20 protein-coding genes are annotated in these 20,964 nt (G+C 70.4%); 16 read left to right on the top strand and 4 right to left on the bottom strand.

Features of this window, described 5'->3' with window-relative positions:
* The first annotated feature begins 183 nt into the window (after positions 1 to 183).
* The 10 genes from fabG to ACFQ87_RS02020 all read left to right on the top strand — a co-directional run bounded on the left by fabG (position 184) and on the right by ACFQ87_RS02020 (position 10,275).
* Positions 184 to 969, top strand: a complete 786-nt coding sequence (fabG, locus tag ACFQ87_RS02065) for a 3-oxoacyl-ACP reductase FabG (protein ID WP_380608605.1) — start codon at positions 184 to 186, stop codon at positions 967 to 969.
* A 48-nt stretch (positions 970 to 1,017) separates the two neighbouring features.
* Complete coding sequence (locus ACFQ87_RS02060) at positions 1,018 to 1,977, top strand: aromatase/cyclase (protein WP_380608604.1); 960 nt, start codon at positions 1,018 to 1,020, stop codon at positions 1,975 to 1,977.
* Positions 1,978 to 1,979: 2 nt separating this feature from the next.
* Positions 1,980 to 4,283, top strand: a complete 2,304-nt coding sequence (locus ACFQ87_RS02055; RefSeq protein ID WP_380608603.1) for an SDR family oxidoreductase — start codon at positions 1,980 to 1,982, stop codon at positions 4,281 to 4,283.
* A gap of 132 nt (positions 4,284 to 4,415) precedes the next feature.
* Positions 4,416 to 5,816, top strand: coding sequence for an MFS transporter (locus tag ACFQ87_RS02050; RefSeq protein ID WP_380608602.1), 1,401 nt, complete (start codon positions 4,416 to 4,418; stop codon positions 5,814 to 5,816).
* Positions 5,817 to 5,847: 31 nt separating this feature from the next.
* Positions 5,848 to 6,432, top strand: coding sequence for an NADPH-dependent FMN reductase (locus tag ACFQ87_RS02045; RefSeq protein ID WP_380608601.1), 585 nt, complete (start codon positions 5,848 to 5,850; stop codon positions 6,430 to 6,432).
* Positions 6,433 to 6,503: 71 nt separating this feature from the next.
* The gene (locus tag ACFQ87_RS02040) at positions 6,504 to 6,899 is read left to right on the top strand and encodes an acyl carrier protein (protein WP_380608600.1); all 396 of its coding nucleotides are present in this window, start codon (positions 6,504 to 6,506) and stop codon (positions 6,897 to 6,899) included.
* The gene (locus tag ACFQ87_RS02035; RefSeq protein ID WP_380608599.1) at positions 6,896 to 7,729 is read left to right on the top strand and encodes a 4'-phosphopantetheinyl transferase family protein; all 834 of its coding nucleotides are present in this window, start codon (positions 6,896 to 6,898) and stop codon (positions 7,727 to 7,729) included. The genes ACFQ87_RS02040 and ACFQ87_RS02035 overlap by 4 nt, the downstream gene beginning before the upstream one ends.
* Before the next feature lie 88 nt (positions 7,730 to 7,817).
* The gene (locus ACFQ87_RS02030; protein ID WP_380608598.1) at positions 7,818 to 9,380 is read left to right on the top strand and encodes an acyl-CoA carboxylase subunit beta; all 1,563 of its coding nucleotides are present in this window, start codon (positions 7,818 to 7,820) and stop codon (positions 9,378 to 9,380) included.
* Complete coding sequence (locus tag ACFQ87_RS02025; protein ID WP_380608596.1) at positions 9,377 to 9,673, top strand: acyl-CoA carboxylase epsilon subunit; 297 nt, start codon at positions 9,377 to 9,379, stop codon at positions 9,671 to 9,673. The genes ACFQ87_RS02030 and ACFQ87_RS02025 overlap by 4 nt, the downstream gene beginning before the upstream one ends.
* An 86-nt stretch (positions 9,674 to 9,759) precedes the next feature.
* Positions 9,760 to 10,275 carry a nuclear transport factor 2 family protein gene (locus tag ACFQ87_RS02020; RefSeq protein ID WP_380608595.1) on the top strand — a complete coding sequence of 172 codons (516 nt, stop codon included), beginning with the start codon at positions 9,760 to 9,762 and terminating at the stop codon, positions 10,273 to 10,275.
* Between the two features lie 83 nt (positions 10,276 to 10,358).
* On the opposite strand, the gene ACFQ87_RS02015 is transcribed toward ACFQ87_RS02020, so the two are convergent.
* Positions 10,359 to 11,237 carry a hypothetical protein gene (locus tag ACFQ87_RS02015; protein WP_380608594.1) on the bottom strand — a complete coding sequence of 293 codons (879 nt, stop codon included), beginning with the start codon at positions 11,235 to 11,237 and terminating at the stop codon, positions 10,359 to 10,361.
* A 161-nt stretch (positions 11,238 to 11,398) separates the two neighbouring features.
* Between ACFQ87_RS02015 and ACFQ87_RS02010 the strand changes: the two genes are divergently transcribed.
* The 5 genes from ACFQ87_RS02010 (at position 11,399) to ACFQ87_RS01990 (ending at position 14,815) form a co-directional block, all read left to right on the top strand.
* On the top strand, positions 11,399 to 12,652 hold the full coding sequence (locus tag ACFQ87_RS02010; protein ID WP_380608593.1) for an MFS transporter: 1,254 nt from the start codon (positions 11,399 to 11,401) through the stop codon (positions 12,650 to 12,652).
* A 78-nt stretch (positions 12,653 to 12,730) separates the two neighbouring features.
* The gene (locus ACFQ87_RS02005) at positions 12,731 to 13,372 is read left to right on the top strand and encodes a DsbA family oxidoreductase (RefSeq protein WP_380608592.1); all 642 of its coding nucleotides are present in this window, start codon (positions 12,731 to 12,733) and stop codon (positions 13,370 to 13,372) included.
* Positions 13,369 to 13,503: a hypothetical protein gene (locus ACFQ87_RS02000; protein WP_380608591.1), complete on the top strand. Its 135-nt coding sequence runs from the start codon at positions 13,369 to 13,371 to the stop codon at positions 13,501 to 13,503. Before ACFQ87_RS02005 ends, ACFQ87_RS02000 begins: the two co-directional genes overlap by 4 nt.
* A gap of 46 nt (positions 13,504 to 13,549) precedes the next feature.
* Positions 13,550 to 14,542, top strand: coding sequence for an alpha/beta hydrolase (locus ACFQ87_RS01995; RefSeq protein WP_380608590.1), 993 nt, complete (start codon positions 13,550 to 13,552; stop codon positions 14,540 to 14,542).
* Between the two features lie 117 nt (positions 14,543 to 14,659).
* Positions 14,660 to 14,815, top strand: a complete 156-nt coding sequence (locus ACFQ87_RS01990) for a hypothetical protein (protein ID WP_380608589.1) — start codon at positions 14,660 to 14,662, stop codon at positions 14,813 to 14,815.
* 92 nt (positions 14,816 to 14,907) lie between these two features.
* Here ACFQ87_RS01990 and ACFQ87_RS01985 read toward each other — a convergent pair whose 3' ends face one another.
* Positions 14,908 to 15,753, bottom strand: a complete 846-nt coding sequence (locus ACFQ87_RS01985; protein WP_380608588.1) for an SDR family oxidoreductase — start codon at positions 15,751 to 15,753, stop codon at positions 14,908 to 14,910.
* A 12-nt stretch (positions 15,754 to 15,765) separates the two neighbouring features.
* Complete coding sequence (locus tag ACFQ87_RS01980) at positions 15,766 to 16,698, bottom strand: ScbA/BarX family gamma-butyrolactone biosynthesis protein (protein ID WP_380608587.1); 933 nt, start codon at positions 16,696 to 16,698, stop codon at positions 15,766 to 15,768.
* Between the two features lie 163 nt (positions 16,699 to 16,861).
* Between ACFQ87_RS01980 and ACFQ87_RS01975 the strand changes: the two genes are divergently transcribed.
* The gene (locus tag ACFQ87_RS01975; protein ID WP_380608586.1) at positions 16,862 to 17,512 is read left to right on the top strand and encodes a ScbR family autoregulator-binding transcription factor; all 651 of its coding nucleotides are present in this window, start codon (positions 16,862 to 16,864) and stop codon (positions 17,510 to 17,512) included.
* An 848-nt stretch (positions 17,513 to 18,360) separates the two neighbouring features.
* Here the strand turns inward: ACFQ87_RS01975 and ACFQ87_RS01970 are convergent.
* Positions 18,361 to 20,934, bottom strand: a complete 2,574-nt coding sequence (locus tag ACFQ87_RS01970) for a right-handed parallel beta-helix repeat-containing protein (protein WP_380608585.1) — start codon at positions 20,932 to 20,934, stop codon at positions 18,361 to 18,363.
* Positions 20,935 to 20,964 lie beyond the last annotated feature (30 nt).

Genomic DNA, 20,964 nt, shown 5'->3' with positions numbered 1-20,964 from the left:
AACGACCCTTTACCCGACAACCGGACCCCTGGTGCCTTTTGCGCCCGAGAAAAGGGCCCCCTCCCGGGTCTTTTCGTCGCCTCCTCCCCCCCTCCTGGCCCGCGGGGGCCCGCCGCGCCCCGGCGGGGCGGCAGCTCACCCAACGAGCTCTGCCCTTCTCTTCTTCGTTTGGAGTAGCAAGCCATGTCGCAACAGGACAAGCGGGTCGCCCTCGTCACCGGCGCCACCAGCGGGATCGGCCTCGCCGTCGCCCGCCTTCTGGCCACCCAGAACCACAAGGTGTTCATCGGTGCCCGTAACGCCGACAACGTCGCCGAGACCGTCAAGCAGCTCCAGGACGAGGGCCTGGAGGTCGACGGCACCACCCTGGACGTGCGCTCCTCGGACGACGCCCGTGCCTTCGTCCAGGCCGCTGTCGACCGCTTCGGCACCGTGGACGTGCTGGTCAACAACGCCGGCCGCTCGGGCGGCGGTGTGACCGCGGACATCGACGACGAGCTGTGGCACGACGTCATCGACACCAACCTCAACTCGGTCTTCCGGCTGACCCGCGAGGTGCTCACCACCGGCGGTCTGCGCGGCAAGGACCGCGGCCGCATCATCAACATCGCCTCCACCGCGGGCAAGCAGGGCGTCGTCCTCGGCGCCCCGTACTCGGCCTCCAAGCACGGCGTGGTCGGCTTCACCAAGGCCCTCGGCAACGAGCTGGCCCCGACCGGCATCACCGTCAACGCCGTGTGCCCCGGCTACGTCGAGACGCCGATGGCCCAGCGCGTGCGCCAGGGCTACGCCGCCGCCTACAACGCCTCCGAGGACGCCATCCTCGAGAAGTTCCAGTCCAAGATCCCGCTGGGCCGCTACTCGACGCCCGAGGAGGTCGCGGGCCTCGTCGGCTACCTGGCCTCGGACACGGCCGCCTCCATCACCTCGCAGGCCCTCAACGTCTGCGGCGGCCTCGGCAACTTCTGATCCGTCAGGCCCTCACCAACTCGCCCTCAGACAAAAGGAGTCACCAGCATGTCGCAGCCCGGCCTGCGCGAGGTGGAGCACGAGATCACGATCTCGGCCCCGGCCGCCGCCGTGTACCGGCTGATAGCCGAGGTGCAGAACTGGCCGCGGATCTTCCCGCCGACGATCTACGTCGACCACGTGGAGAAGTCCGAGACCGAGGAGCGCATCCGGATCTGGGCCACCGCCAACGGCGAGGCCAAGAACTGGACGTCGCGCCGCACCCTCGACCCCGAGCAACTGCGGATCACCTTCCGCCAGGAGGTCTCCGCGCCGCCGGTCGCCTCCATGGGTGGCACCTGGATCATCGAGCCGGTCTCCGAGAGCCTCTCGCGCGTGCGGCTGCTGCACGACTACCGGGCCATCGACGACGACCCCGCGTCCCTGAAGTGGATCGACGAGGCCGTCGACCGCAACTCGCGCTCGGAGCTCGCCGCCCTGAAGACCAACGTCGAGGCCGCGCACGCCGCCGAGGACCTGACGTTCTCCTTCGAGGACACCGTCCAGATCAACGGCTCGGCCAAGGACGTCTTCGACTTCGTCAACGAGGCCCAGCTGTGGCCCGAGCGCCTCGCGCACGTGGCCACCGTCCGCTTCGAGGAGCCCTCCCCGGGCCTGCAGGAGCTGGAGATGGACACCCGTGCCAAGGACGGCTCGGTGCACACCACCAAGTCGTACCGGGTGGCCTTCCCGCACCAGAAGATCGCGTACAAGCAGGTGACGCTGCCGGCGCTGATGACGCTGCACACCGGCTACTGGACGTTCTCCGAGAACGCCGACGGGGTCGCCGCCTCCTCGCAGCACACCGTCACCCTCAACACCGCCAACATCGCGAAGATCCTCGGCGAGGATGCGACGGTCGAGGACGCGAGGAACTACGTCCACACCGCGCTGAGCACCAACAGCCGCGCCACGCTCGGCTACGCCAAGGACCACGCCGAGAACCTCGCGAAGAACAAGGCGGCCTGACCATGGCCGGGGATCACACCGAGACCCAGGTGGTCGTGGTCGGCGCGGGCCCGGTCGGGCTGTTCCTCGCCGGTGAGCTCCGGCTCGCGGGCGCGGACGTGGTGGTCCTCGAACGGCTCACCGCGCCGACCACCGAGTCACGGGCGTCCACCCTGCACGCCCGCACCATGGAGCTCCTCGACAGCCGTGGCCTGCTCGCGCCGCTCGGTGAGACACCCGGCGACGTGCTGGGCCACTTCGGGGGTATCCCGCTCGATCTCACGCTTCCCGGCCCTTACCCGGGCCAGTGGAAGGTCCCGCAGACCCGCATCGAGGAACTCCTCGGCCAGTGGGCGAAGGACCTCGGCGCGGACATCAGGCGCGGTCACGAGGTGACCGGGCTGACCGTGACCGAGGACTACGCCGAGGCCGAAGTACGTACGACCGAAGGAACGACGGAGTTCTTCCGGGCCAAGTGCGTCGTCGGCTGTGACGGCGAGGACAGCGTCGTGCGCCGCCTGGGAGGCTTCGACTTCCCCGGCGCGGACGCGAGCCGCGAACTGCTGCGCGCCGATGTGGCGGGCATCGACATCCCCAACCGCCGCTTCCAGAGGCTTGAGGGGGGACTGGCCATCGCCGCCCGGCGTCCCGACGGAGTGACCCGGGTGATGGTGCACGAGTTCGGTGCCGCACCGCGCGGAGCGGAGCCGGAGTTCACGGATGTCGCCGACGCTTGGAAGCGCGTCACCGGGGAGGACATCAGCGGCGGCACCCCGCTGTGGGTGAACTCCTTCGGTGACGCCTCCCGGCAGGCGAAGAGCTACCGCGACTACCGGCTCTTCCTCGCCGGTGACGCGGCGCACCAGCAGATGCCGATCGGCGGGCAGGCCCTCAACCTGGGCCTGCAGGACGCCGCCAACCTCGGCTGGAAGCTGGCCGCGCAGGTGGCCGGGCGAGGCCCCGAGGGGCTCCTGGACAGCTACGACACGGAGCGGCGCGCGGTCGGCCAGGGGGTCCTGAGCAACATCAGGGCGCAGGCCCTGCTGCTGCTCGGCGCCGGCGAAGTCGACGCCACCCGCGAGGTGTTCGCCGAGCTGATCGACGAGAGCGAGAACGTACGGACCTACCTGGCCGGAATGATCTCCGGCCTCGACATCCGTTACGACGTGGGGCCGGGCGACCATCCGCTGCTCGGACGGCGCCTGCCGCACTGGCAACTGACCACCGACGAGGGCGAGTTCACCACTGCCGAGACGCTGCGCGGCGGGCAGGGCGTGCTGCTGCTCCTGCCCGGCGACGAAGCGCGCCGCACGGAGCTGGCCGACGCCGCCGCACCGTGGGCACCGTTGGTGCGCACGGTGCACGCGACCTCGCTGCCCGGCGCCGCCGCGCCGGGCAGCGGTGCCCTCCTGGTGCGCCCCGACGGCTACGTCGTCTGGGCCGACACCGCCGACACCCAGGACGCCGACCTGCCGCAAGCGCTGACCCGTTGGTTCGGGGAGCCTGCGGCCACGACCAGGACGACGACGCCGGCCACCGCGCCGGCCACGAAGTGGAGTACAGACATGGGCAGGCTCACGGGCAAGACGGCACTCGTCACGGGCTCCAGCCGCGGTATGGGCCGCGCGACGGCGATCCGCCTGGCGCGGGAGGGCGCACTCGTCGCCATCCACTACACCGCGAACAAGGAGGCGGCGGAAGAGGTCGTCGAGACCATTGAGAAGGACGGCGGACGCGCCTTCACCGTGCGCGCGAAGCTCGGCGTCCCGGGCGACGTGCACGAGCTCTTCCTCGCCCTGGAGAGCGGGCTGCGCGAGCGCACCGGCGCCACCGACCTGGACATCCTCGTCAACAACGCCGGTGTGATGGGCGGGGTCAAGCCCGAGGAGACCACCCCGGAGAAGTTCGACGAGCTCTTCGCGGTCAACGCCAAGGCCCCGTTCTTCCTCATCCAGCGGGCGCTGAAGAACATGCCTGACGGCGGCCGCATCATCAACATCACCTCCGGGCTCACCCGGTTCGCGAACCCGGACGAGGTCGCGTACGCGATGACCAAGGGCGCCGTCGACCAGCTGGCGCTGCACTTCGCGAAGTACCTCGGCCCGCGCAACATCACCATCAACTCGGTGGCACCGGGCATCACCCGCAACAGCAACCCCGTCTTCGACATCCCCGAGGCGGTGGAGGCGATGGCGCAGCTGTCCACCTTCAACCGAGTCGGCGAGCCCGAGGACGTCGCCGACGTCGTGGCCTTCCTCGCCACCGACGATGCCCGCTGGATCACCGGCTCGTTCGTCGACGCCACCGGCGGCACCCTGCTCGGCTGAGGCCGGGCCCTTGGACCGGTACGGCAGCGCCCGTACCGCCCCCGGGGCCGGCCGCGGTACCTCCCCCGTCCGCGGCCGGCCCGCCCCAAGGCCCCACGCTGTGGCACCCCATCACCCCTGCGGAACGGGATCATGACGCTTTCGACACCCACGCGCCCCGACCGGGCCGACGCACGCTGGACCATCGCCCTGTGGGGTCTGCTGTTCGTGCTCGCCGGCAACATGCTCATCGACGCCCTGGAGGTGTCCGTCGCGCTGGTCGCGCTGCCTTCCGTCGGCGACGACCTGGGCCTTGCGACGGTCGAACTGCAGTGGCTGGTCTCCGGATTCGCGTGCGGCTTCGGCGGGCTGCTGCTGTTCGGCGGCCGCCTCGTCGCGATCCGAGGCCGACGCCCGGTCTACCTCGCCGCGCTGCTGGTGTTCGCCGCCGCCTCGCTCGCGGGGGCGCTGTCGGACAACGCGGCACTGCTGGTGGCCACCCGCTTCGTCAAGGGCTTCTGCGCGGCGCTGACCGCGCCGACCGGACTCGCCATCATCGCGGCCACCTTCGCCGAAGGACCGGCCCGCAGGCGGGCGTTGTCGGTGTACTCGCTCTTCGGTGCCTGCGGGTTCTCGGCCGGGCTGCTGCTGTCCGGGGCGCTCACCGAGCTCAGCTGGCGCTGGACCTTCGCGTTCCCGGCGCCGGTCGCACTGGCGCTGTTCGCCGCCGCGCTCCGGCTGATCCCGCGCGACGTGCCCGACGACCGGGCCCCGCGCCGCTACGACGCGGCAGGCGCGGCCACCCTCACCGGCGCGACGCTGCTGCTGCTGGCCGCCCTCACCACGGGGGCGCAGCGCGGCTGGGGCGCCCCGCTCACCGTCGGCGCGTTCGTGCTCGCGGCGCTGCTCGCGGCCGTCTTCGTACGGATCGAACTCACCTCCCCCGAGCCGCTGTTGCGGCTCGACCTGCTGCGCCACGGGCCGCTGCTGCGCTCCGCGCTCGGCGCCGGTGCGCTCAACGGGTCGTATCTGGGCCTGCTCCTGGTCGCCACCCTCCAGCTGCAGCAGCGCGCGGGGTACAGCCCCTGGCTCACCGGCCTGGCGTTCCTGCCGGCCGCCGCACCGCTCGCCCTGACCGCGCTGTACTCCGGCCGGCTCGTCGCCCGCTTCGGCCCGCCCCGCCTGATCGCGGCGGGCGCCGCCGCGGCGCCGCTCGGCTACGCGCTCTACCCGCTCGGCGGATCCGAACTGTCCTACACAAGACAGGTGTTGCCCACGATGCTGCTTCTCGGAGCCGCGTTCGTGCTGGCCTTCACCGCCTTCCACGTACAGGCCACCAGTTGTGTGGCCTCCGCCGACCAGGCGGCGGCCGGCGGCCTCTACCAGACCTTCGTGCAGCTGGGGGCGGCCGTCATGACCGCCCTGTGCGGCGCGCTGTACCCCTCGGGGCAGCGGCCGGTCCTGTACCTGATCACGGCCGTGGGACTGCTCGGCCTGGTCGTCGCACTCCGTGGCCTCGTGCCCGGGCGGGCGGCGCACACCGCCGCCCGGTAACTCCCTGAAGAAGAAAAGAAAGGTGAAGAACATGTCGAACGATCCCCTGCGGCTCGCCGTCATCATCAGCAGTGTCCGTGAGGGCCGGTTCGGACCGGTCATCGGGGAGTGGTTCGCGGCCCAGGCGAAGGAGCGCGACGACCTGGACGTCGACGTCATCGACCTGATCGATCACGAGCTGCCGTACGCGCACTCGTTCAGCCCCTCCGATGACGCCGCCGAGATCCTCGCCAAGATCTCGCCCCGCCTGGAGGCGGCCGACGCGTACGTCGTGGTGACGCCGGAGTACAACCACAGCTTCCCGGCCTCGCTCAAGCACGTCATCGACTGGCACTACACCCAGTGGCGCGCCAAGCCGGTCGGCTTCGTCTCCTACGGCGGTCTGGCCGGCGGTCTGCGCGCCGTCGAGCAGCTGCGCCCGATCTTCGCCGAGCTGCACGCGGTGACCGTCCGCGACGCCGTCAGCTTCCACACCCCCTGGGCGAACTTCGGCGAGGACGGCAAGCCCAAGGACGAGGCCGGCCCGGCCGGCGCCGCCAAGGTGCTCCTCGACCAGCTCAAGTGGTGGGGCACGGTGCTGCGCGAGGGCCGCGCCAAGACCCCGTACCAGGCCTGACTCCCGGCTCCGGGGGGAGCGCGGTGCGCCGCGCTCCCCCCGGAGGAGCAGGGCATCCATCGGAGAGGGACATGACTGTGAACCGCGCGGCGCGCTCCGCCCGTACGTGCAGGGCCGTCACCGAGGCGGCGACGGTGCCGGCGCCGGACCGAGCCCGACTCGCCGCCGTCGACCACGCCGAGCGCACCCGCGTCCTCGACGCCTACGTACGCCGGGAGCTCGGCCGCGTCCTCGGCATCGCCCCGCACCGGGTGGACACCACCGGCCGGCCGATGCGCAGCCTGGGCGTCGGCTCCATCGCCGGGCTCGAACTCCAGCGCCGGATGGAGCACGCCCTCCAGGTGGAGCTCAACCTGCAGATGCTGCTGCTCGCCAACAGCGCGGCCGAACTGGTGGAGTGCCTGGCCGGACAGCTGGGCCCGCACACAGCGGCGGCCCGCCCTCACCGCACGACGGTCACGGCATGACCGATGCCCGGGTCACGATTCGCACCCTCGCGGACGAGCGGCCGCCGCACCGGGCCGACGAGGGGTTCACCCTCGGCGACGGCGAGCTCGACCTCTGGCTGATGCGCAGCCCGAGCCCCGAGACCGCGCACCTGCTCGACCGGTCCGTACTCGACGCCGCCGAGCACCGCCAAGCCGACTCCTTCATCCGTCCCGCCGACGGGCTGCTCTACGCGACGGTCCACGTCGCGCTGCGCAGGCTGCTCGGCCGCTATCTGCACACCGCGCCCCAGGACGTGCGCTTCACCCGCGAGTCGTGCCCCGGCTGCGGTGGAAGCCACGGCCGCCCCGCCCTGGACATGTCCCCGCTGCCCCTGCACTTCTCGCTGTCGCACAGCAGCGCGGTCGCCCTGATCGGGGTCGCCACCACACCGCTCGGCGTCGACGTGGAGCGGCTGCCCAGAGCGGAGACGATCGACGTGTGCACCGGGGCCCTGCACCCCCAGGAGCAGGCCGAACTGGCGGACCACGACGCAGAGTCCGAGCGGGCGGAGGCCTTCGGGCGGATCTGGGCCCGCAAGGAGGCCTACCTCAAGGGCATCGGCACCGGCCTGAGCCGGTCGCCGGCCAAGGACTACCTCGGGGGCCGGTTCGCCCGCCACCCGGCCGGCTGGACCGTGTTCGACGTGCCCTGCACCACCACCCACGCGGCCGCCGCCGCCGTGCGCGGCGCCGCCCCGCTGAGAGCCGGGGTCCGCTGGTTGGACGAGGGGTGGTTGCGCGCCGGCCCGCAAGGGGGCGTGCACACCACTCCGGACGAGCGCCGGGTCGTGACGAGCCTCGCCTGCTGAACGACGGCAACCCAACGTGCCATGACCCAAGGTGAGTTGGCACATGTCGCCGTCTGACCGACTGTTGACCAAGGAGAGTGGGAAGCACATGTCCGCGAGCGACCAGACGATACGTGCACGCGTCGAGGAGCTGACGGAACTCAAGGAGGCGGTGCGCGCCGGAGACGCCGCCGCCACCGAACGCCAGCACGCCAAGGGCAAGCTCACCGCGCACGAGCGCATCCAACTCCTGCTGGACAAGGGTTCGTTCAACGAGGTCGAGTCGCTGCGCCGGCACCGTGCCACCGGCTTCGGCCTGGAGCACAAGAAGCCGCACAGCGACGGCGTCGTCACCGGCTGGGGCACCGTGCACGGCCGCACCGTCTTCGTGTACGCCCATGACTTCCGGATCTTCGGCGGCGCGCTCGGCGAGGCGCACGCCCAGAAGATCCACAAGATCATGGACCTGGCGGAGGCGGCCGGCGCCCCGCTCGTCTCCCTCAACGACGGGGCGGGCGCCCGCATCCAGGAGGGTGTCACCGCGCTCGCCGGGTACGGCGGCATCTTCCTGCGCAACACCCGCGCCTCCGGCGTCATCCCGCAGATCTCGGTGATGCTCGGTCCGTGCGCGGGCGGCGCCGCGTACTCGCCGGCGCTCACCGACTTCGTCTTCATGGTCCGCGAGACCTCGCAGATGTTCATCACGGGCCCGGACGTCGTCAAGGCGGTCACCGGTGAGGAGATCACACAGAACGGCCTGGGCGGCGCCGACGTGCACGCCGGCACCTCGGGAGTGGCGCACTTCGCGTACGACGACGAGGAGCACTGCATCGAGGACGTGCGCTACCTGCTGTCACTGCTGCCCGCCAACAACCGCGAGCTCTCCCCCGTGGAGCACTCCGGCGACCCCGCCGACCGGCTCAACGAGTCGCTGCTCGACCTGGTCCCGGCCGAGCCCGGCCGGGCCTACGACATGCGCAAGGTCATCGAGGAAGTCGTCGACCACGGCGAGTACTTCGAGGTGCACCCGGCCTGGGCGCCCAACATCGTCTGCGCCTTCAGCCGCCTCGACGGCCACGTCGTCGGCATCGTCGCCAACCAGCCCGCCGCCATGGCCGGCGTCCTGGACATCGAGGCCTCCGAGAAGGGGGCGCGGTTCGTCCAGTTCTGCGACGCCTTCAACATCCCGCTCATCACGCTCGTCGACGTGCCGGGCTTCCTGCCCGGCGTCGACCAGGAGCACAACGGTGTCATCCGGCGTGGTGCCAAGCTCCTGTACGCGTACTGCAACGCCACCGTGCCGCGGATCTCGCTGGTGGTGCGCAAGGCCTACGGCGGCGCCTACATCGTCATGGACTCCCGCTCCATCGGCGCCGACCTCGCGCTCGCCTGGCCCACCAACGAGATCGCCGTGATGGGCGCCGAGGGCGCTGCCAACGTGGTCTTCCGCCGCGAGATCAATGCGGCCGACGACCCCGAGGCTGTGCGCAACGAGCGCATCCAGGAGTACAAGGACGAGCTCATGCACCCGTACTACGCGGCCGAGCGCGGCCTGATCGACGACGTGATCGATCCGCGCGAGACCCGCTCGGTGCTGATCCGCTCGCTGGAGATGCTGCGCGCCAAGCACACCGAACTGCCGTCGCGCAAGCACGGCAACCCGCCGCAGTGACCATCCCGACACCACCTACCGAGAGAAGGCGCGACGTGAACGCTCACTCCTCAGCCCCCGTGCCCGCCACGGATGTGCTTCGCATCGAGAAGGGAGCACCCACGGAAGAGGAACTGGCCGCTGTCGCCGTGGCCCTGCTCGCCGCGACGACCCGGCCGACGGACGACACCGAGACCCCCTCGCGGGCGCGCGCTCGGTGGCGGCGGATGGATCGCGCCTTCGGCCACCACACGCCCCGCAGCTGGCGCAGCGAGGCATGGCGCGTCAGCCGCAAGGCAGGGGAGGGTGCATGATGGCGAACCGGCTCAGGTCGGCGAAGGGCGGGCGAAGCCTGGTCAGGGCCAGTACGCGATCACCGAAGTGGTGTGAGGAAACAGCCATGACCGTGACCATTGACGACCTTCGGGCCGAGCTCACCGCGCTGCGCGGCCGGGTCGCGGAACTCACCGACCGGGCGGAGATCAGCGCACTGATCGACCGCTACGTCACCTTGCTCGACACCCAGGACGAGAACGGCTACGACGAGACCTGGCCGCCCACCGTCTTCACCGACGATGTGCTGCTGCACTTCCCCATCGGGACCCATGAGGGCATCGACGGGGTGGCGCGGTTCCACTACGAGGCCAAGGCCAGGTTCGACCGCACCCTGCACCTGAGCGCGAATCACGCGATCCGCCTCGACGGTGACCGCGGCACCGTGCGGTTCCACGTGGTGGCCACGCACGTGCACCGCCGCGAAGCCGGTGAACAGGGCGCCCCCGCGGCACTGTTCGACATCGGAGGCCACTACGGCGGTGTGGTGGTGCGCACCTCGCAGGGCTGGCGCTTCAAGGAGTGGAGTTTCAACCTCACGTGGGCCGACGGCCCCGGCCCCGACGGTACCCCGGTGCTGTGAGCCGCACGGCCCGCCGGCTGCGGCGCGCGCAGCACGGGAGGCGGTACGGGCAGCCCTCTCGTACCGCCTCCTGGGCGCACCGGTCAGCGCTTGCTGAAGAACGCCAGCAGCTCGGGCGGGAAGGCGCCCGCCGCCCCTGCCTGCGCGACGAAGGCATCGACGAGCTCGGTCAGCCGGGCCACGGACGCGGCGCCCAAGTGCTCGTACGGCGCGCGGTCGAGCCGGTCGGTCTCCGCCTCGAGATGCGACCGCAGCTGCTCGCCCTGTGCGGTCAACACTCCGCGCTCGTCCATCAGACCGCGCTCGCGCAGTCGGTCCTCGGCACCGCTCCAGTCGGCCTCGGTCCAGCCGCGCTTGGTCATGACGACCTCCTTGGGCATGCCGTCACTGCTCGCACAGTGGGAGACCAGGGCGTCGATCCCGTTGAGCTCGGCGTGCTGCAGCGCTGCTATGTGGGCGTCGCCGCGGTGTTCGCGCAGCAGGGTGGCGGCGTACCACAGGGCCAAGTGCGGCTTCTGCGGCACCGGTTGGTCGGCGTGGGCCGAGAACATCGGGCGCCCGGCACGCTGGCCGGCCTCGGTGGCGCGCAGCGCGAGCCGCGCGGCCTCGGCCATCTCGGGTGAGGCCAGCGTCGCCTCGCCCAGGTAACGGTGCAGCAGGGCGTCCACCGCGGCCAGTCGCACCTCCACGGCGGTGGCGGGCGGCACCAGGCTCCACACGTGCGGCACGTGCTCGGCCATCAACGGGTGCGCGAAGCCGTAGAAGGCGGCGGTGACCGTGCCGGTCGCCACCGGGCCGAGCGCGCCGGCACGACCCGCGAGGTAGACGGCCATGGAGTCGTCGACCCCGTACTCCGCCAGGCCCTTGGCGAGGTCCGGGGTGAAGTAAACGGTCGAGTGCAGTGAGTTGAGGGCTTCCTGGCAGCGGCGCCCGGCGAGCGGGGGCAGGGGAATCGGGGTCATGGCCCAGACGGTAACGGCGCACGGACCATGGCGAAAGGCTCATATGACAGAAATTCTCAAATATATGTCAGAACATGGATAAATAATGCTGAAATCACGCATTGGAGCGGAGAGTTGACGGACGATACGTGCACGAATCCGGGCAAGGAAGAGGAACAGTCATGACAGACGCGACCAGTGCCGCACCCGCGCGGCACGCCGGCGGCCGCCCACTGCTGGTGACACTGCTGCTTGCCAGCATGCTCACCACCATGGCCGGGGCGATCGTGGCACCGGCGCTGCCGGCGATGGAGAAGCACTTCGCCGGCGCCGCGCACGTCGGGCTGTTGGTGAGGATGGTGCTCACCGTACCCGGCCTGGCCATCGCCTTCGGCGCGCCGGTCGTGGGCGTGCTGATCGACCGGACCGGCCGCAAGCCGATCCTGGTCGCCTCCGTCGCCCTGTTCGCCGTGGCCGGCAGCTCCGGGCTGTACCTGGGCAACCTGTACGCCGTCCTCGTGGGCCGACTGCTGCTCGGCGTCGCGGTCGCCGGCATCATGACCGCGACCACGACCCTGGTGGCGGACCACTACCCCGGGCAACAGCGCTCGCGCATCCTCGGGCTGCAGGCCGGCTTCATGGGGTTCGGCGGTGTGGCGTTCCTGTCCCTGGGCGGTGTCCTGGCCGATCTCAGCTGGCGCGGCCCCTTCGCCATCTACCTCGTGGCCCTGCCGCTGACGATCCTGACCCTGTGGCTGATCCGTGAGCCGCACGCCACGGACGGCGCCGCCGCGGAAGCCGAGGCGGCCGACACCGCGGGCGGCTTCCCGAAGCTGGCGTTCGGCATCTACGCCCTGGTCTTCGCCTCGCAGCTCGTCTTCTACACCATTCCTTCCCAACTCCCCTTCTACCTGGACGATTTGGCTAACGTCGGGGCTGGCGGCAGCGGCCTGGCCATTGCGCTGATGAGCCTGTCCACCGCACTGGTCGGGCTGTCGTTCGGGCGCATCGGCAAGAACCGCAGCCATCGCACGATCGCCATCGCCACCTTCGTACTGCTGACGGTCGGGTACGCCGCGATCGGCGCCGCCACCGGTGTGCCGCTGGTGCTGGCCGGGCTGCTCGTGGCCGGCGCCGGCATCGGTCTGCTGATCCCCAACCTCAACACGTGGCTGGTGTCGCGCACTCCTGTCGCGATGCGTGGCCGGGTGCTGAGCGGGGTCACCTCGACCCTCTTCCTCGGGCAGTTCGTCTCGCCCCTGGTGAGCCAGCCGGTGAGCGGTGCCGTCGGCCTCGACGGCGTCTACCTGGCCGCATCGGGCCTCGCCGCCGTCCTGGCCCTGCTGATCCTGTTCACGGTGCGCGGCGGGGCGGCGCTCCCGGCGCCGCGACAGGAGCCCGTACGCGACCCGGCCGAGGTCCCCGCGGACGTCTGAGCGGATGGCCCGGGCCGTCACCGCGAGAGCTCGCGTCCCGCACTTCCCGCGCACCCCGACCCCTGAGAAAGGTCCCCCATGGTTTCCCCCGAGAGCCGGATCCGTCGCGTCGAGATCGTCCTCGACATCATCTGCGCGCACTCCTACATCGGCTACACGCGCTTCACCAAGGCCGCCCGCCGCTTCCGTGCCGAGGGCGGTCGCCTCGAGGTCACCTTCCTCCCCTTCCAGCTCGACCCGGACTCCACCGATGCGGGGGAGCCGCTGCTTCCCGTGCTCGAGCGCAAGTTCGGCCCCGACGCACTGGCGAGCACCGAGCGGGTGGCGAAGACGGCAGCAGCCGACGGCATCGACCTGCGCTTCGCCGATGTCGTGCACACCCGGACCTTCGGCGCCCACCGCCAGATCCTGCACGCGGCCCGGTCCGGGCGCGCGGAGGAGATGACGGAACGGCTGTTCCGCGCCTACTTCACCGACGGCGTCAGTGTGGCCGACCCGGAGGTCCTCGCTCGCCTCGGGCGGGAGGTGGGACTCGCCGCGCCGATGGCCGATGGCGAGGGAGAGGGAGAGGTGCGCACCCTGCTCGACCGCGTGCACCACCGCATGGGGGTGCGCTCGATCCCCCAGTTCCTCTTCGACGACGGCACCGTGCTGGGCGGGGCGCAGCCGGAGAGCGCCTACGACGTCGCCCTGCGCGCCGTCGCGCCACGCGAGCAGTGAGCGTCCGAGCCGAGCCAGGCCCCGGACGCCGCAGGGCCGCCCCGGCCGCCCTACCGCTGCACCAACTGGTGCGCCGCCGCGTCGTCTGGGGCATCAGTGCCACCACGGGCCTGCTGCGCCAGGCCCGTTGACCGCCGATCGCATCTCGTTCCACACCGTCCCAGGAGATCTGCTCCCATGACTGAGTCGCATGGTTCCAGTGCTTCACAGGTCCGCAGGATCGCCCTCGACGCGGCCGGCGTACCGATGTCGGCGCTGCTCGCCGAGGCACCCGGGTCGCCGCGAGCTGTGATCGTCGCCATTCACGGCGGTGGCATGAGCGCCGGCTACTTCGACAGCAGAGCCCGCCCCGGGCTCTCCCTCATGACGCTGGGAGCGGAGCTCGGCTACACCGTGCTGGCGGTCGATCGACCCGGATACGGCTCGTCCGCGGAGCATCTGCCCGACGGGCAGGGCGTCCTGGAACAGGCCGACACCCTGCACGCCGCCCTCGCCGACTTCGCCCGGGACCGGGACATCGGCGGAGGTTTCTTCTTCCTCGCGCATTCCAACGGCGGCAAACTCGCCCTGGCCGCGGGTGCGCGCACGGGAGAACACCCACTGATAGGGCTCGACATATCCGGCCTCGGCAGCCGACTGGCGGTCGGCCCGCACCAACTGCCCGGCTCCAACGGCCACGGTGAATGGCGCAGGCACTGGGGTGCGCTGCGCCTGTACCCGCCGGACGCCTTCAGGCTCGGTCGCTCCCTCGTCTCGCCGGTCCCGGCGCGGGAGGCGCAGGAGGGGCCGCTGTGGCCCGAGCTCTACCCCGGGTTCGCCGCGCTGGTCCAGGTACCCGTCCGGTTCACGTTCGCCGAGCAGGAACAGTGGTGGCACTTCGACGAGGAGGCCATCGCCGCCCTGCGCAGACCGCTCGCCGCACCACGGGTGGCCGTCGACCACCAGCCGGACGCCGGGCACAACATCAGCCTCGGCTGGGCGGCCCGCACCTACCATCTGCGGGCGCTGGCCTTCCTGGAGGAGTGCCTGCTGGCACACGACGCGGCGCCGCCCAGGCCGGTACGACGCAAGGTTGTCACCCGACTCGCCGCATCCGTCGACGCCTTCGACGAGGGCCCCGACCGGCAGGGCGGTCGCGCGGCCGGTCGCGCGGCACCCCGCCTCGCCTGACAGCGAGGATCGACCACGGCATCGCCCGGAGGTCTGACTCTTCGGCTGGCTGACGTCCATAGGAGTCTCCGCACACCACCCGGCTCCCCTGTTCCGCTGACCCCGAAGGAATCCCGCGTGACTTCCGACCTGATCGAGAGCGAAGACCTGACCACCTTCGAGTTCTTCGGCACCCAGCCCGCCGCCGCGGGCCCCGTCCCCACGCGCCCCGCCCTGCTCGCCGGTGAGGACCGGGACGCCCCGGACCACCACATCTTCCGCGGCACCGACTGACCGGCACCGGCCCCACCGCGGGAGGCGTCGCACGCGGACGCGTGCTCACGTGGTGCTTCCAGTGCCGGGGCTGCGACGTGAACTGCCGGGCCCTACCCGGCAAAGGCCGTTGCGTGGTCCCTGGCCCAGGCGGCGTAGGAGGTGGCCGGACGGGCCGTCAGGCGCTCCACCGTGGAGTCCACCCCCGCCTTGGCTCCCGCCAACTGGCGCTCGACACCGGCCAACAGCGCCTCGGCGATCGGCTCCGGGTACCGCCGTGACCACTGGGCCCACGCCTGCTCGGGACCGAGTTCCTCGAACCTGACAGGGCGCCGAAGGACCCGACCGAGCCGCTCTGCCTGCTCCACCGCGCTGATGGCCTCGGGACCGGTCAGCGCATAGGCCTTGCCCTCGTGACCGGGTTCGGTGAGGGCCTTCACCGCCACCCGCGCGATGTCGCGGGGGTCCACGCATGCGTTGCGCGTGGTGCCGTACAAAGCACGTACGACACCCTCGGTCCGGATGGTCGAGGCCCAGCCCAGGGTGTTGGACATGAAGGATCTCGGCCTGAGGAAGGTCCAGTCGAGCCCGGACGTACGGATGGTCTCCTCCGCCCCACGCTGCCAGCGGGTGATGAGATCGTCGGCGAGCGGATCCGTGACGGCCGCGGCGGAGAGCTTGACCAGGTGACGGACACCGGCGGTGCGAGCCGCCGTCACGAAGCGGGTGTCGTCCTGGCCGCCGATGTCGCTGGTGACCACGAACGCGGAACGGACCCCCCGCAATCCACGGCTCAAAGAGTTCTTGTCCCGGTAGTCGCCTGCGACGACTTCGTCGGTGCGGGTCACGGACGTGACGCGGCCGGGGTCCCGGGCGAGGATGCGCAACGGCAGACGGCCGGACAGCAGGCGGACGACCTCGCGTCCTATCGTTCCGGTGGCACCCGTGACGAGGATCATCGTCGCCTCCCCTCAGCCGATGTCGGCGCGAGCGTCGCGGAGCGTGGCCTGGAAGACCGAGCGGTCGCTCTGGTGCGCGGTCACTCTCACGGCCCGCTTCCCCGTCGCAGCGTCCGTGAACTCATGGGCCTGGATCGAGCAGGCCTCGTTCAACTCCACGTAGCTGAAGAAGGACGCGTCGGCGGCCCAGGGGATGAACGTACCCGGCTGAGAGACCGCGGTGGCCGCTTGCCGTGCCGCTTCCAGCAGGAGCATCCCCGGCGCGTGGTCCTTGGGACTCTGGAACAAGGTCTTGTGCCCGGTGTCGATCCGCAGCTGCCACGTCTGTTCCTGCGGCGTGGCCGACAGCAGGACGTCCTCGCTGCGGGCCCTGCCCACGAGAGCGGCCGCAACGGCCGGGGTCGTGGGCCGCACGGACGCGAGACCGGTACGGCCGCCCCGCAACCGCCGGTAGACGCCCGGGCTGACGACCTGGAAGTCGATGCCGCCGCCGGCCACGGTGATCCCCGCAAGCTGGATCTCGATCTCGGCCTCGAACAGTCGCGTGTCCCGCGACCTGTAGCCGGGTATGGAGATCCGGACCTCCAGGTCCACCGGCCCCGCCCCGATGGCGAGGCGGTCGGGGAGGCAGTGGAAGCGGATGTTCTGCAGGATGAATGCGTGCCCGACCGGGACGCCGTAGCCTGCGTGCACCACCAAGTGGACCGACTGGCGCAGGGTTTCGGCGACCAGTAGCGGATCGACGCGACGCCCGGCCGTCAGCTGGAAGAAGCGATGATGCGCAGGCCACTGCCCCGTGAGCACGAAGGTGTCCGAGGCGGTCTTCCGCCAGCCATGGAGGAAGGCGTCCTGGGCGCAGGTGCGGTGGAGCATCTCCAGCGTCGCAATGCCGGATTCATCCTGTATGTGCAGTGCGTCGGGTGCGGTCAGTGTCGCTTCAACCATGGTTCCCCCCTTGGGATCATGTGTGGATCCGCTGTGGATGGGCGGATTCAGCTGCAGTGAGTAAAGTGATGTAAAATACAGACTGGACGGTTTCGCTGTACGGCAGGTGGTGCCAGTGCGCGGTCGGCCGTCAGCAACCGCTTCAGGGTACAGAGGAGGCCGCATGGCCATTCAGGACAGGGCAATCCGAACAAGAAGGACAATCGTCGCCGCGGCGGCGAAGGTCTTCGAGGAGAACGGGTACCAGGCCGCGACGATCATGCAGATCCTCAAAGAGGCCGGCGTGACGAAGGGTGCTCTGTACTTCCATTTCAAATCCAAGGAAGACCTGGCGCGAGGGGTGCTCGCGGAACAGGGGCAGACAGCCGAACTGCCCGCCCGGCAGATCAAGGCGCAGCAGCTGGTCGATCTGGTGATGCTGCACGCCCACCGGCTGCAAACGGACCCGTTGGTGCGTGCCTCGGTCCGTTTGACCCTCAATTCACTCGAGCAGGATCTCGACCGCTCCGGGCCTTTCCAGGAGTTCGGCGAAATCTGCCGGAGCATCCTCACCGCCGCGAAGGAACAGGGCGAGCTGCTGCCTCACGTCGATGTGGCGGAAGCCTCCGATGTGGTCGTCGGCTCCTTCGGCGGTATGCAGGCCATGTCCGAGGCGCTTACCGGTTACCAGGACCTCAATCTGCGCGCCCAGTCCCTGGTGCGTTATCTGCTGCCGAGCATCGTGGTGCCCTCCGTCTTGGCTGCGCTGGTCTACGACGCAGACCGAGGCAGTCGCGTCCACGAAGAGATGACGGCTCCGCAGAGCGAGCCGTGAGACGCGTCCTAGCGCAAAAGGTGTCCGAACAGGCCGCGCCACCTTCGTTCCGGGTGGTGCGGCTTTCTGCTGCCGCCGCAATTACCCCGAGCCCCCAATTCGGTAAACGAATACGCTCATCGCCGTTGCCCCCTGAATTGCACGATGAACGTAGCACATAATCGCGCGATCCTGCACAGCAGGCCGCGCTGAGTGTTTGCCGCGAGATCGCCCGGCGCCCATTGCGTGATCCGCCCGGGCAGCAGGGCGCGACAACGCCCTGGGGCCGATAAAGACGCAGTGCACAGCGACCTTGGCATAACGGCTCCGGAAATGAGAAGCAAACTCTGGCCAGTGGTGGATCGCGCGTGGGTGAACGGACGGGCGCACTATGTATTCCCTCGGTCGAGGCCTTCATATTCGCGCGCTTTACTGGTTGCCGTATCGCCCTGATCGAATAACTGTCACTGCACCCCGTGCGATACGGCGAACAAATCGGATGTCACACCCCAGAACGTCGCGCGCAAGCCCTGGAGGGGCCGGCTGACGTCGTCGATCAAGAGCAGCAAGCAATAAGATACAGGTAGGTCGGTTTTTAATCAAGGTTGTCCGGGTGGCTGCCGGGCGCGGTGCCTGCGCTCTGGATGTTGCCGAAATGCCGGTCAACGGCGACATGTCGCTCATGGGAGGTCAACGGAGGACCGGGCGCCTTGAGCGGTCGCGGGTTCGAATCCCGCAGGCGGCTCAGTAGGGGGAAGGCCCGGTCAGATGCTCTGACCGGGCCTTCTGTCATCTATGGCGTGCAGCGGGCAGCTGACCGCTGTTCAGGAGACGGGGGCGCGAGTGGCGCCCCCGGCGGGACGGGACGGTCACATGGTGTAGCCCTGGACGTCGGCGACGAGGTTGGTCGAGCCGGCGTGGTTGTAGAGGACGATGCTGCCGTCCCACGGGTTCACGGGGACCAGGGCGAGGTTGGGCACGGTGGCCCCGGCGGTCATGTTGAGGTTCGAGAAGGACGGGGTGGGGTCGGCGCCGGTGAGGTTGCCGGCCGCGATCCAGCTGTCGGCGGTCGGGTCGGTGGCGGTGAGGTTGATCAGGACCGCGGTGGCGCCCCGGGGGATGCCCGCGACGCCCGCGACCTTGACCGCATAGGCCGAGCTGGGGCCGATCTTGCCGTTGATGCCACCGGTGCCGTCGCGCGTGTCCAGGACGCGGGTGGGGGCGGTGGTCACGAGCGAGGCGCCGCCGGTGGTGCGGTAGCCGCCCTGGATGTCGACGATCAGGTGGACGTTGCCGGTGTGGTTGTAGAGCGTGACGGTGCCGTCGGCGTTGATCGGGGCGGTGACCTGGTTGGCGACGGTCTGGCCCGCGGTGAAGTTGAGGTTCGAGGTGGTGGGCGGGTTTCCGTTCGGGGCGGCGGTGATGTAGCTGTTCGCCGTGCCGTCGGTGGCCGTCAGGTTCAGCACGGCGTACTGGGCGTCGGCGGGGAGCAGGTTGGTGCCGCGGACCTGGACCCGGATGCTCTGGCCGGGGCCGACCTCGCCGATGCCGTAGGAGCTGTCGCGGGTGTCGAGCGCACGCACGGGGGTGGCCTGATGGTCCAGGCGCAGCGCGGTGCCCTGGGGCGCGGTGGAGTAGAAGCCCTGGACGTCGGCGATCAGGTCGACGTCGCCCACGTGGTTGTAGAGCGAGACGGTGCCGTCGGCGGCGACGGGGACGACGACGGCGTTGCCGACGTCCAGGCCGGGGGCGGCGTTGAGGTTGGAGGCGGTCGGCACCTGACCGCCCGGGAACGCGGTGATGTGGGTGGCGGCCGTCGCGCCGGTGGCGGTGAGGTTGAGCAGGACCGCGGTGACCTTGCCGTCGGTGGGCACGCCGCCGTGGCCGGTGACCTGGAGCTTCAGCACGCCGCCGGGGCCGACCTGCTGGGCCGGGGCGCCGATCCCGGAGCGGGTGTCCAGGATGCGCGCGGGAGCGAGCGGCGAGAAGTCGCTGCCCACCGTGACGGTCCTGCTGGTGCTGCCGGTGCCGCCCGAGGTGTTGGTGACGGTGTCGGTCACCGTGTAGGTGCCCGGGGCGGCGTAGTCGTGCGGGTTGCCCGTTGCGCCGAGCACGGTGTCGACCACGGTGCCGTCGCCGAAGTCGATGGTGTTCTTCGCGACCGGCCAGGCGCTCACCACCCCGGTCGAGGTGGCGGTCACGTGCAGGGGGGTGTCGGGCTGACCGGCCTGCAGCGCGGTCTGCGCGACGGTGAGATCAGGGACGATGCCGCCCTGATACTCCTGGGCGCCACGGTCGTAGTAGCCAACGCCGGTGCCCGTGTTGGCCACCAGCGGGTCGTCGACCCGCGGGTTGCCGTCGATGTCGGTGGGCAGCTCGCCGGGCGCGTTGGCGTCGGCGGAGTCGATCGCGGGGGAGCCCTCCTTGTTCAGCTTCGCGATGTCGCTCGACAGGTCGTGCGCGCCCTGGCCGGAGCCCTGCCGGAAGGAGGGGACATCGGCGTACTGCTGCCCGGCCCAGGTATAGGGGTGCTGGGTACCCGTGGTGATCAGGTTGTAGTCCGCGGTGGTGCCGGTCGCGGAAGCGGCGGAGACCACCAGGTCCGCATGCGCCGCGGTACCCGCCGGGCACGGACCCCACGGGCCGACAGCACTGCTGTCGCTCTCCGCCAGAATGTTGTTCTCGACCGTCGCACCAGAAGAGTTGCCCGCCAGCTCGATGCCCGGCCCGCAGTCGTTGTAGGTGGTGTTGCTCGTGATCACGGTGCCCGGCGCGTCGGTCACCAGGACGCCATGGCCGACCGTGCCGCCGACGAAATTCGTCGTGATCACGACGCCGGAGCTGCCGCCGTCGACCACGAGCCCCTCGCCGTGCGGGTAGTTGATGTGGCTTCGGCTGACGGTGACCGCGCTGCTCCCACCGGTGATGTGCAGCGCGGGGGTGGTGGCGTTGCCGAGCGCGCCGGTGGAGCTCAGCGTCAGGTCGTCGAGCGTGACGCGGCTCGAACCCGTCACCACCACGCCTTCCTGGGAGCTCTGGCCGCCCATGTGGTCGAGCACGACGTCGTGGACGTGATCGAGGTTGAAGACATGGTCCGAAGCCAGGAGATTGGGCAGCCAGGTGGCGTCGTCGGGGTGTGCCGGGCCGGTGAAGGTGATCGGCGCGCCGGGCGTCCCCGAGTGGGTCAGGTGGACGCTCTCCCGGTAGATGTTGCTGGTGACGTGCACGGTCTGACCGGCCTGCACGATGTCGGCGGCGGCCGAGATGGTGCAGAACGGTACCGCCTGGCTGCCCGCGGCGGGTGCGGTGTCCGAGCAGCCGGCATTGGATCTGTTGTTGACGTACAGGTCCGTGACCGCCGCCTGTGCCGTACCGGCCAGCGGCAGGACGCCGGCGACGGACAGGGCGAGAGCGGCGATCGCGGCGAGGCGCTTGGTGCGCAAGAAGTCCCCCAGTGAAGAGTCGAGCGAGCG

It is taken from the genome of Kitasatospora sp. NPDC056531 (assembly GCF_042794375.1).
Taxonomy (GTDB): Bacteria; Actinomycetota; Actinomycetes; order Streptomycetales; family Streptomycetaceae; genus Kitasatospora.
The sequence above is the reverse complement of the archived record's forward strand: the minus strand, read 5'-3'. Positions and strand labels throughout refer to the sequence as shown.

What these genes read in the sequence shown, in the direction of transcription:
- fabG (WP_380608605.1), top strand. Translation starts at nt 184, where the DNA reads ATGTCGCAACAGGACAAGCGGGTCGCCCTCGTCACCGGCGCCACCAGC.
- ACFQ87_RS02020 (WP_380608595.1), top strand. Translation starts at nt 9,760, where the DNA reads ATGACCGTGACCATTGACGACCTTCGGGCCGAGCTCACCGCGCTGCGC.
- ACFQ87_RS02060 (WP_380608604.1), top strand. Translation starts at nt 1,018, where the DNA reads ATGTCGCAGCCCGGCCTGCGCGAGGTGGAGCACGAGATCACGATCTCG.
- ACFQ87_RS01985 (WP_380608588.1), bottom strand. Translation starts at nt 15,753, where the DNA reads ATGATCCTCGTCACGGGTGCCACCGGAACGATAGGACGCGAGGTCGTC.
- ACFQ87_RS02055 (WP_380608603.1), top strand. Translation starts at nt 1,980, where the DNA reads ATGGCCGGGGATCACACCGAGACCCAGGTGGTCGTGGTCGGCGCGGGC.
- ACFQ87_RS02005 (WP_380608592.1), top strand. Translation starts at nt 12,731, where the DNA reads ATGGTTTCCCCCGAGAGCCGGATCCGTCGCGTCGAGATCGTCCTCGAC.
- ACFQ87_RS02010 (WP_380608593.1), top strand. Translation starts at nt 11,399, where the DNA reads ATGACAGACGCGACCAGTGCCGCACCCGCGCGGCACGCCGGCGGCCGC.
- ACFQ87_RS02045 (WP_380608601.1), top strand. Translation starts at nt 5,848, where the DNA reads ATGTCGAACGATCCCCTGCGGCTCGCCGTCATCATCAGCAGTGTCCGT.
- ACFQ87_RS01980 (WP_380608587.1), bottom strand. Translation starts at nt 16,698, where the DNA reads ATGGTTGAAGCGACACTGACCGCACCCGACGCACTGCACATACAGGAT.
- ACFQ87_RS02040 (WP_380608600.1), top strand. Translation starts at nt 6,504, where the DNA reads ATGACTGTGAACCGCGCGGCGCGCTCCGCCCGTACGTGCAGGGCCGTC.
- ACFQ87_RS02030 (WP_380608598.1), top strand. Translation starts at nt 7,818, where the DNA reads ATGTCCGCGAGCGACCAGACGATACGTGCACGCGTCGAGGAGCTGACG.
- ACFQ87_RS01975 (WP_380608586.1), top strand. Translation starts at nt 16,862, where the DNA reads ATGGCCATTCAGGACAGGGCAATCCGAACAAGAAGGACAATCGTCGCC.
- ACFQ87_RS02050 (WP_380608602.1), top strand. Translation starts at nt 4,416, where the DNA reads ATGACGCTTTCGACACCCACGCGCCCCGACCGGGCCGACGCACGCTGG.
- ACFQ87_RS02015 (WP_380608594.1), bottom strand. Translation starts at nt 11,237, where the DNA reads ATGACCCCGATTCCCCTGCCCCCGCTCGCCGGGCGCCGCTGCCAGGAA.
- ACFQ87_RS02035 (WP_380608599.1), top strand. Translation starts at nt 6,896, where the DNA reads ATGACCGATGCCCGGGTCACGATTCGCACCCTCGCGGACGAGCGGCCG.
- ACFQ87_RS01995 (WP_380608590.1), top strand. Translation starts at nt 13,550, where the DNA reads ATGACTGAGTCGCATGGTTCCAGTGCTTCACAGGTCCGCAGGATCGCC.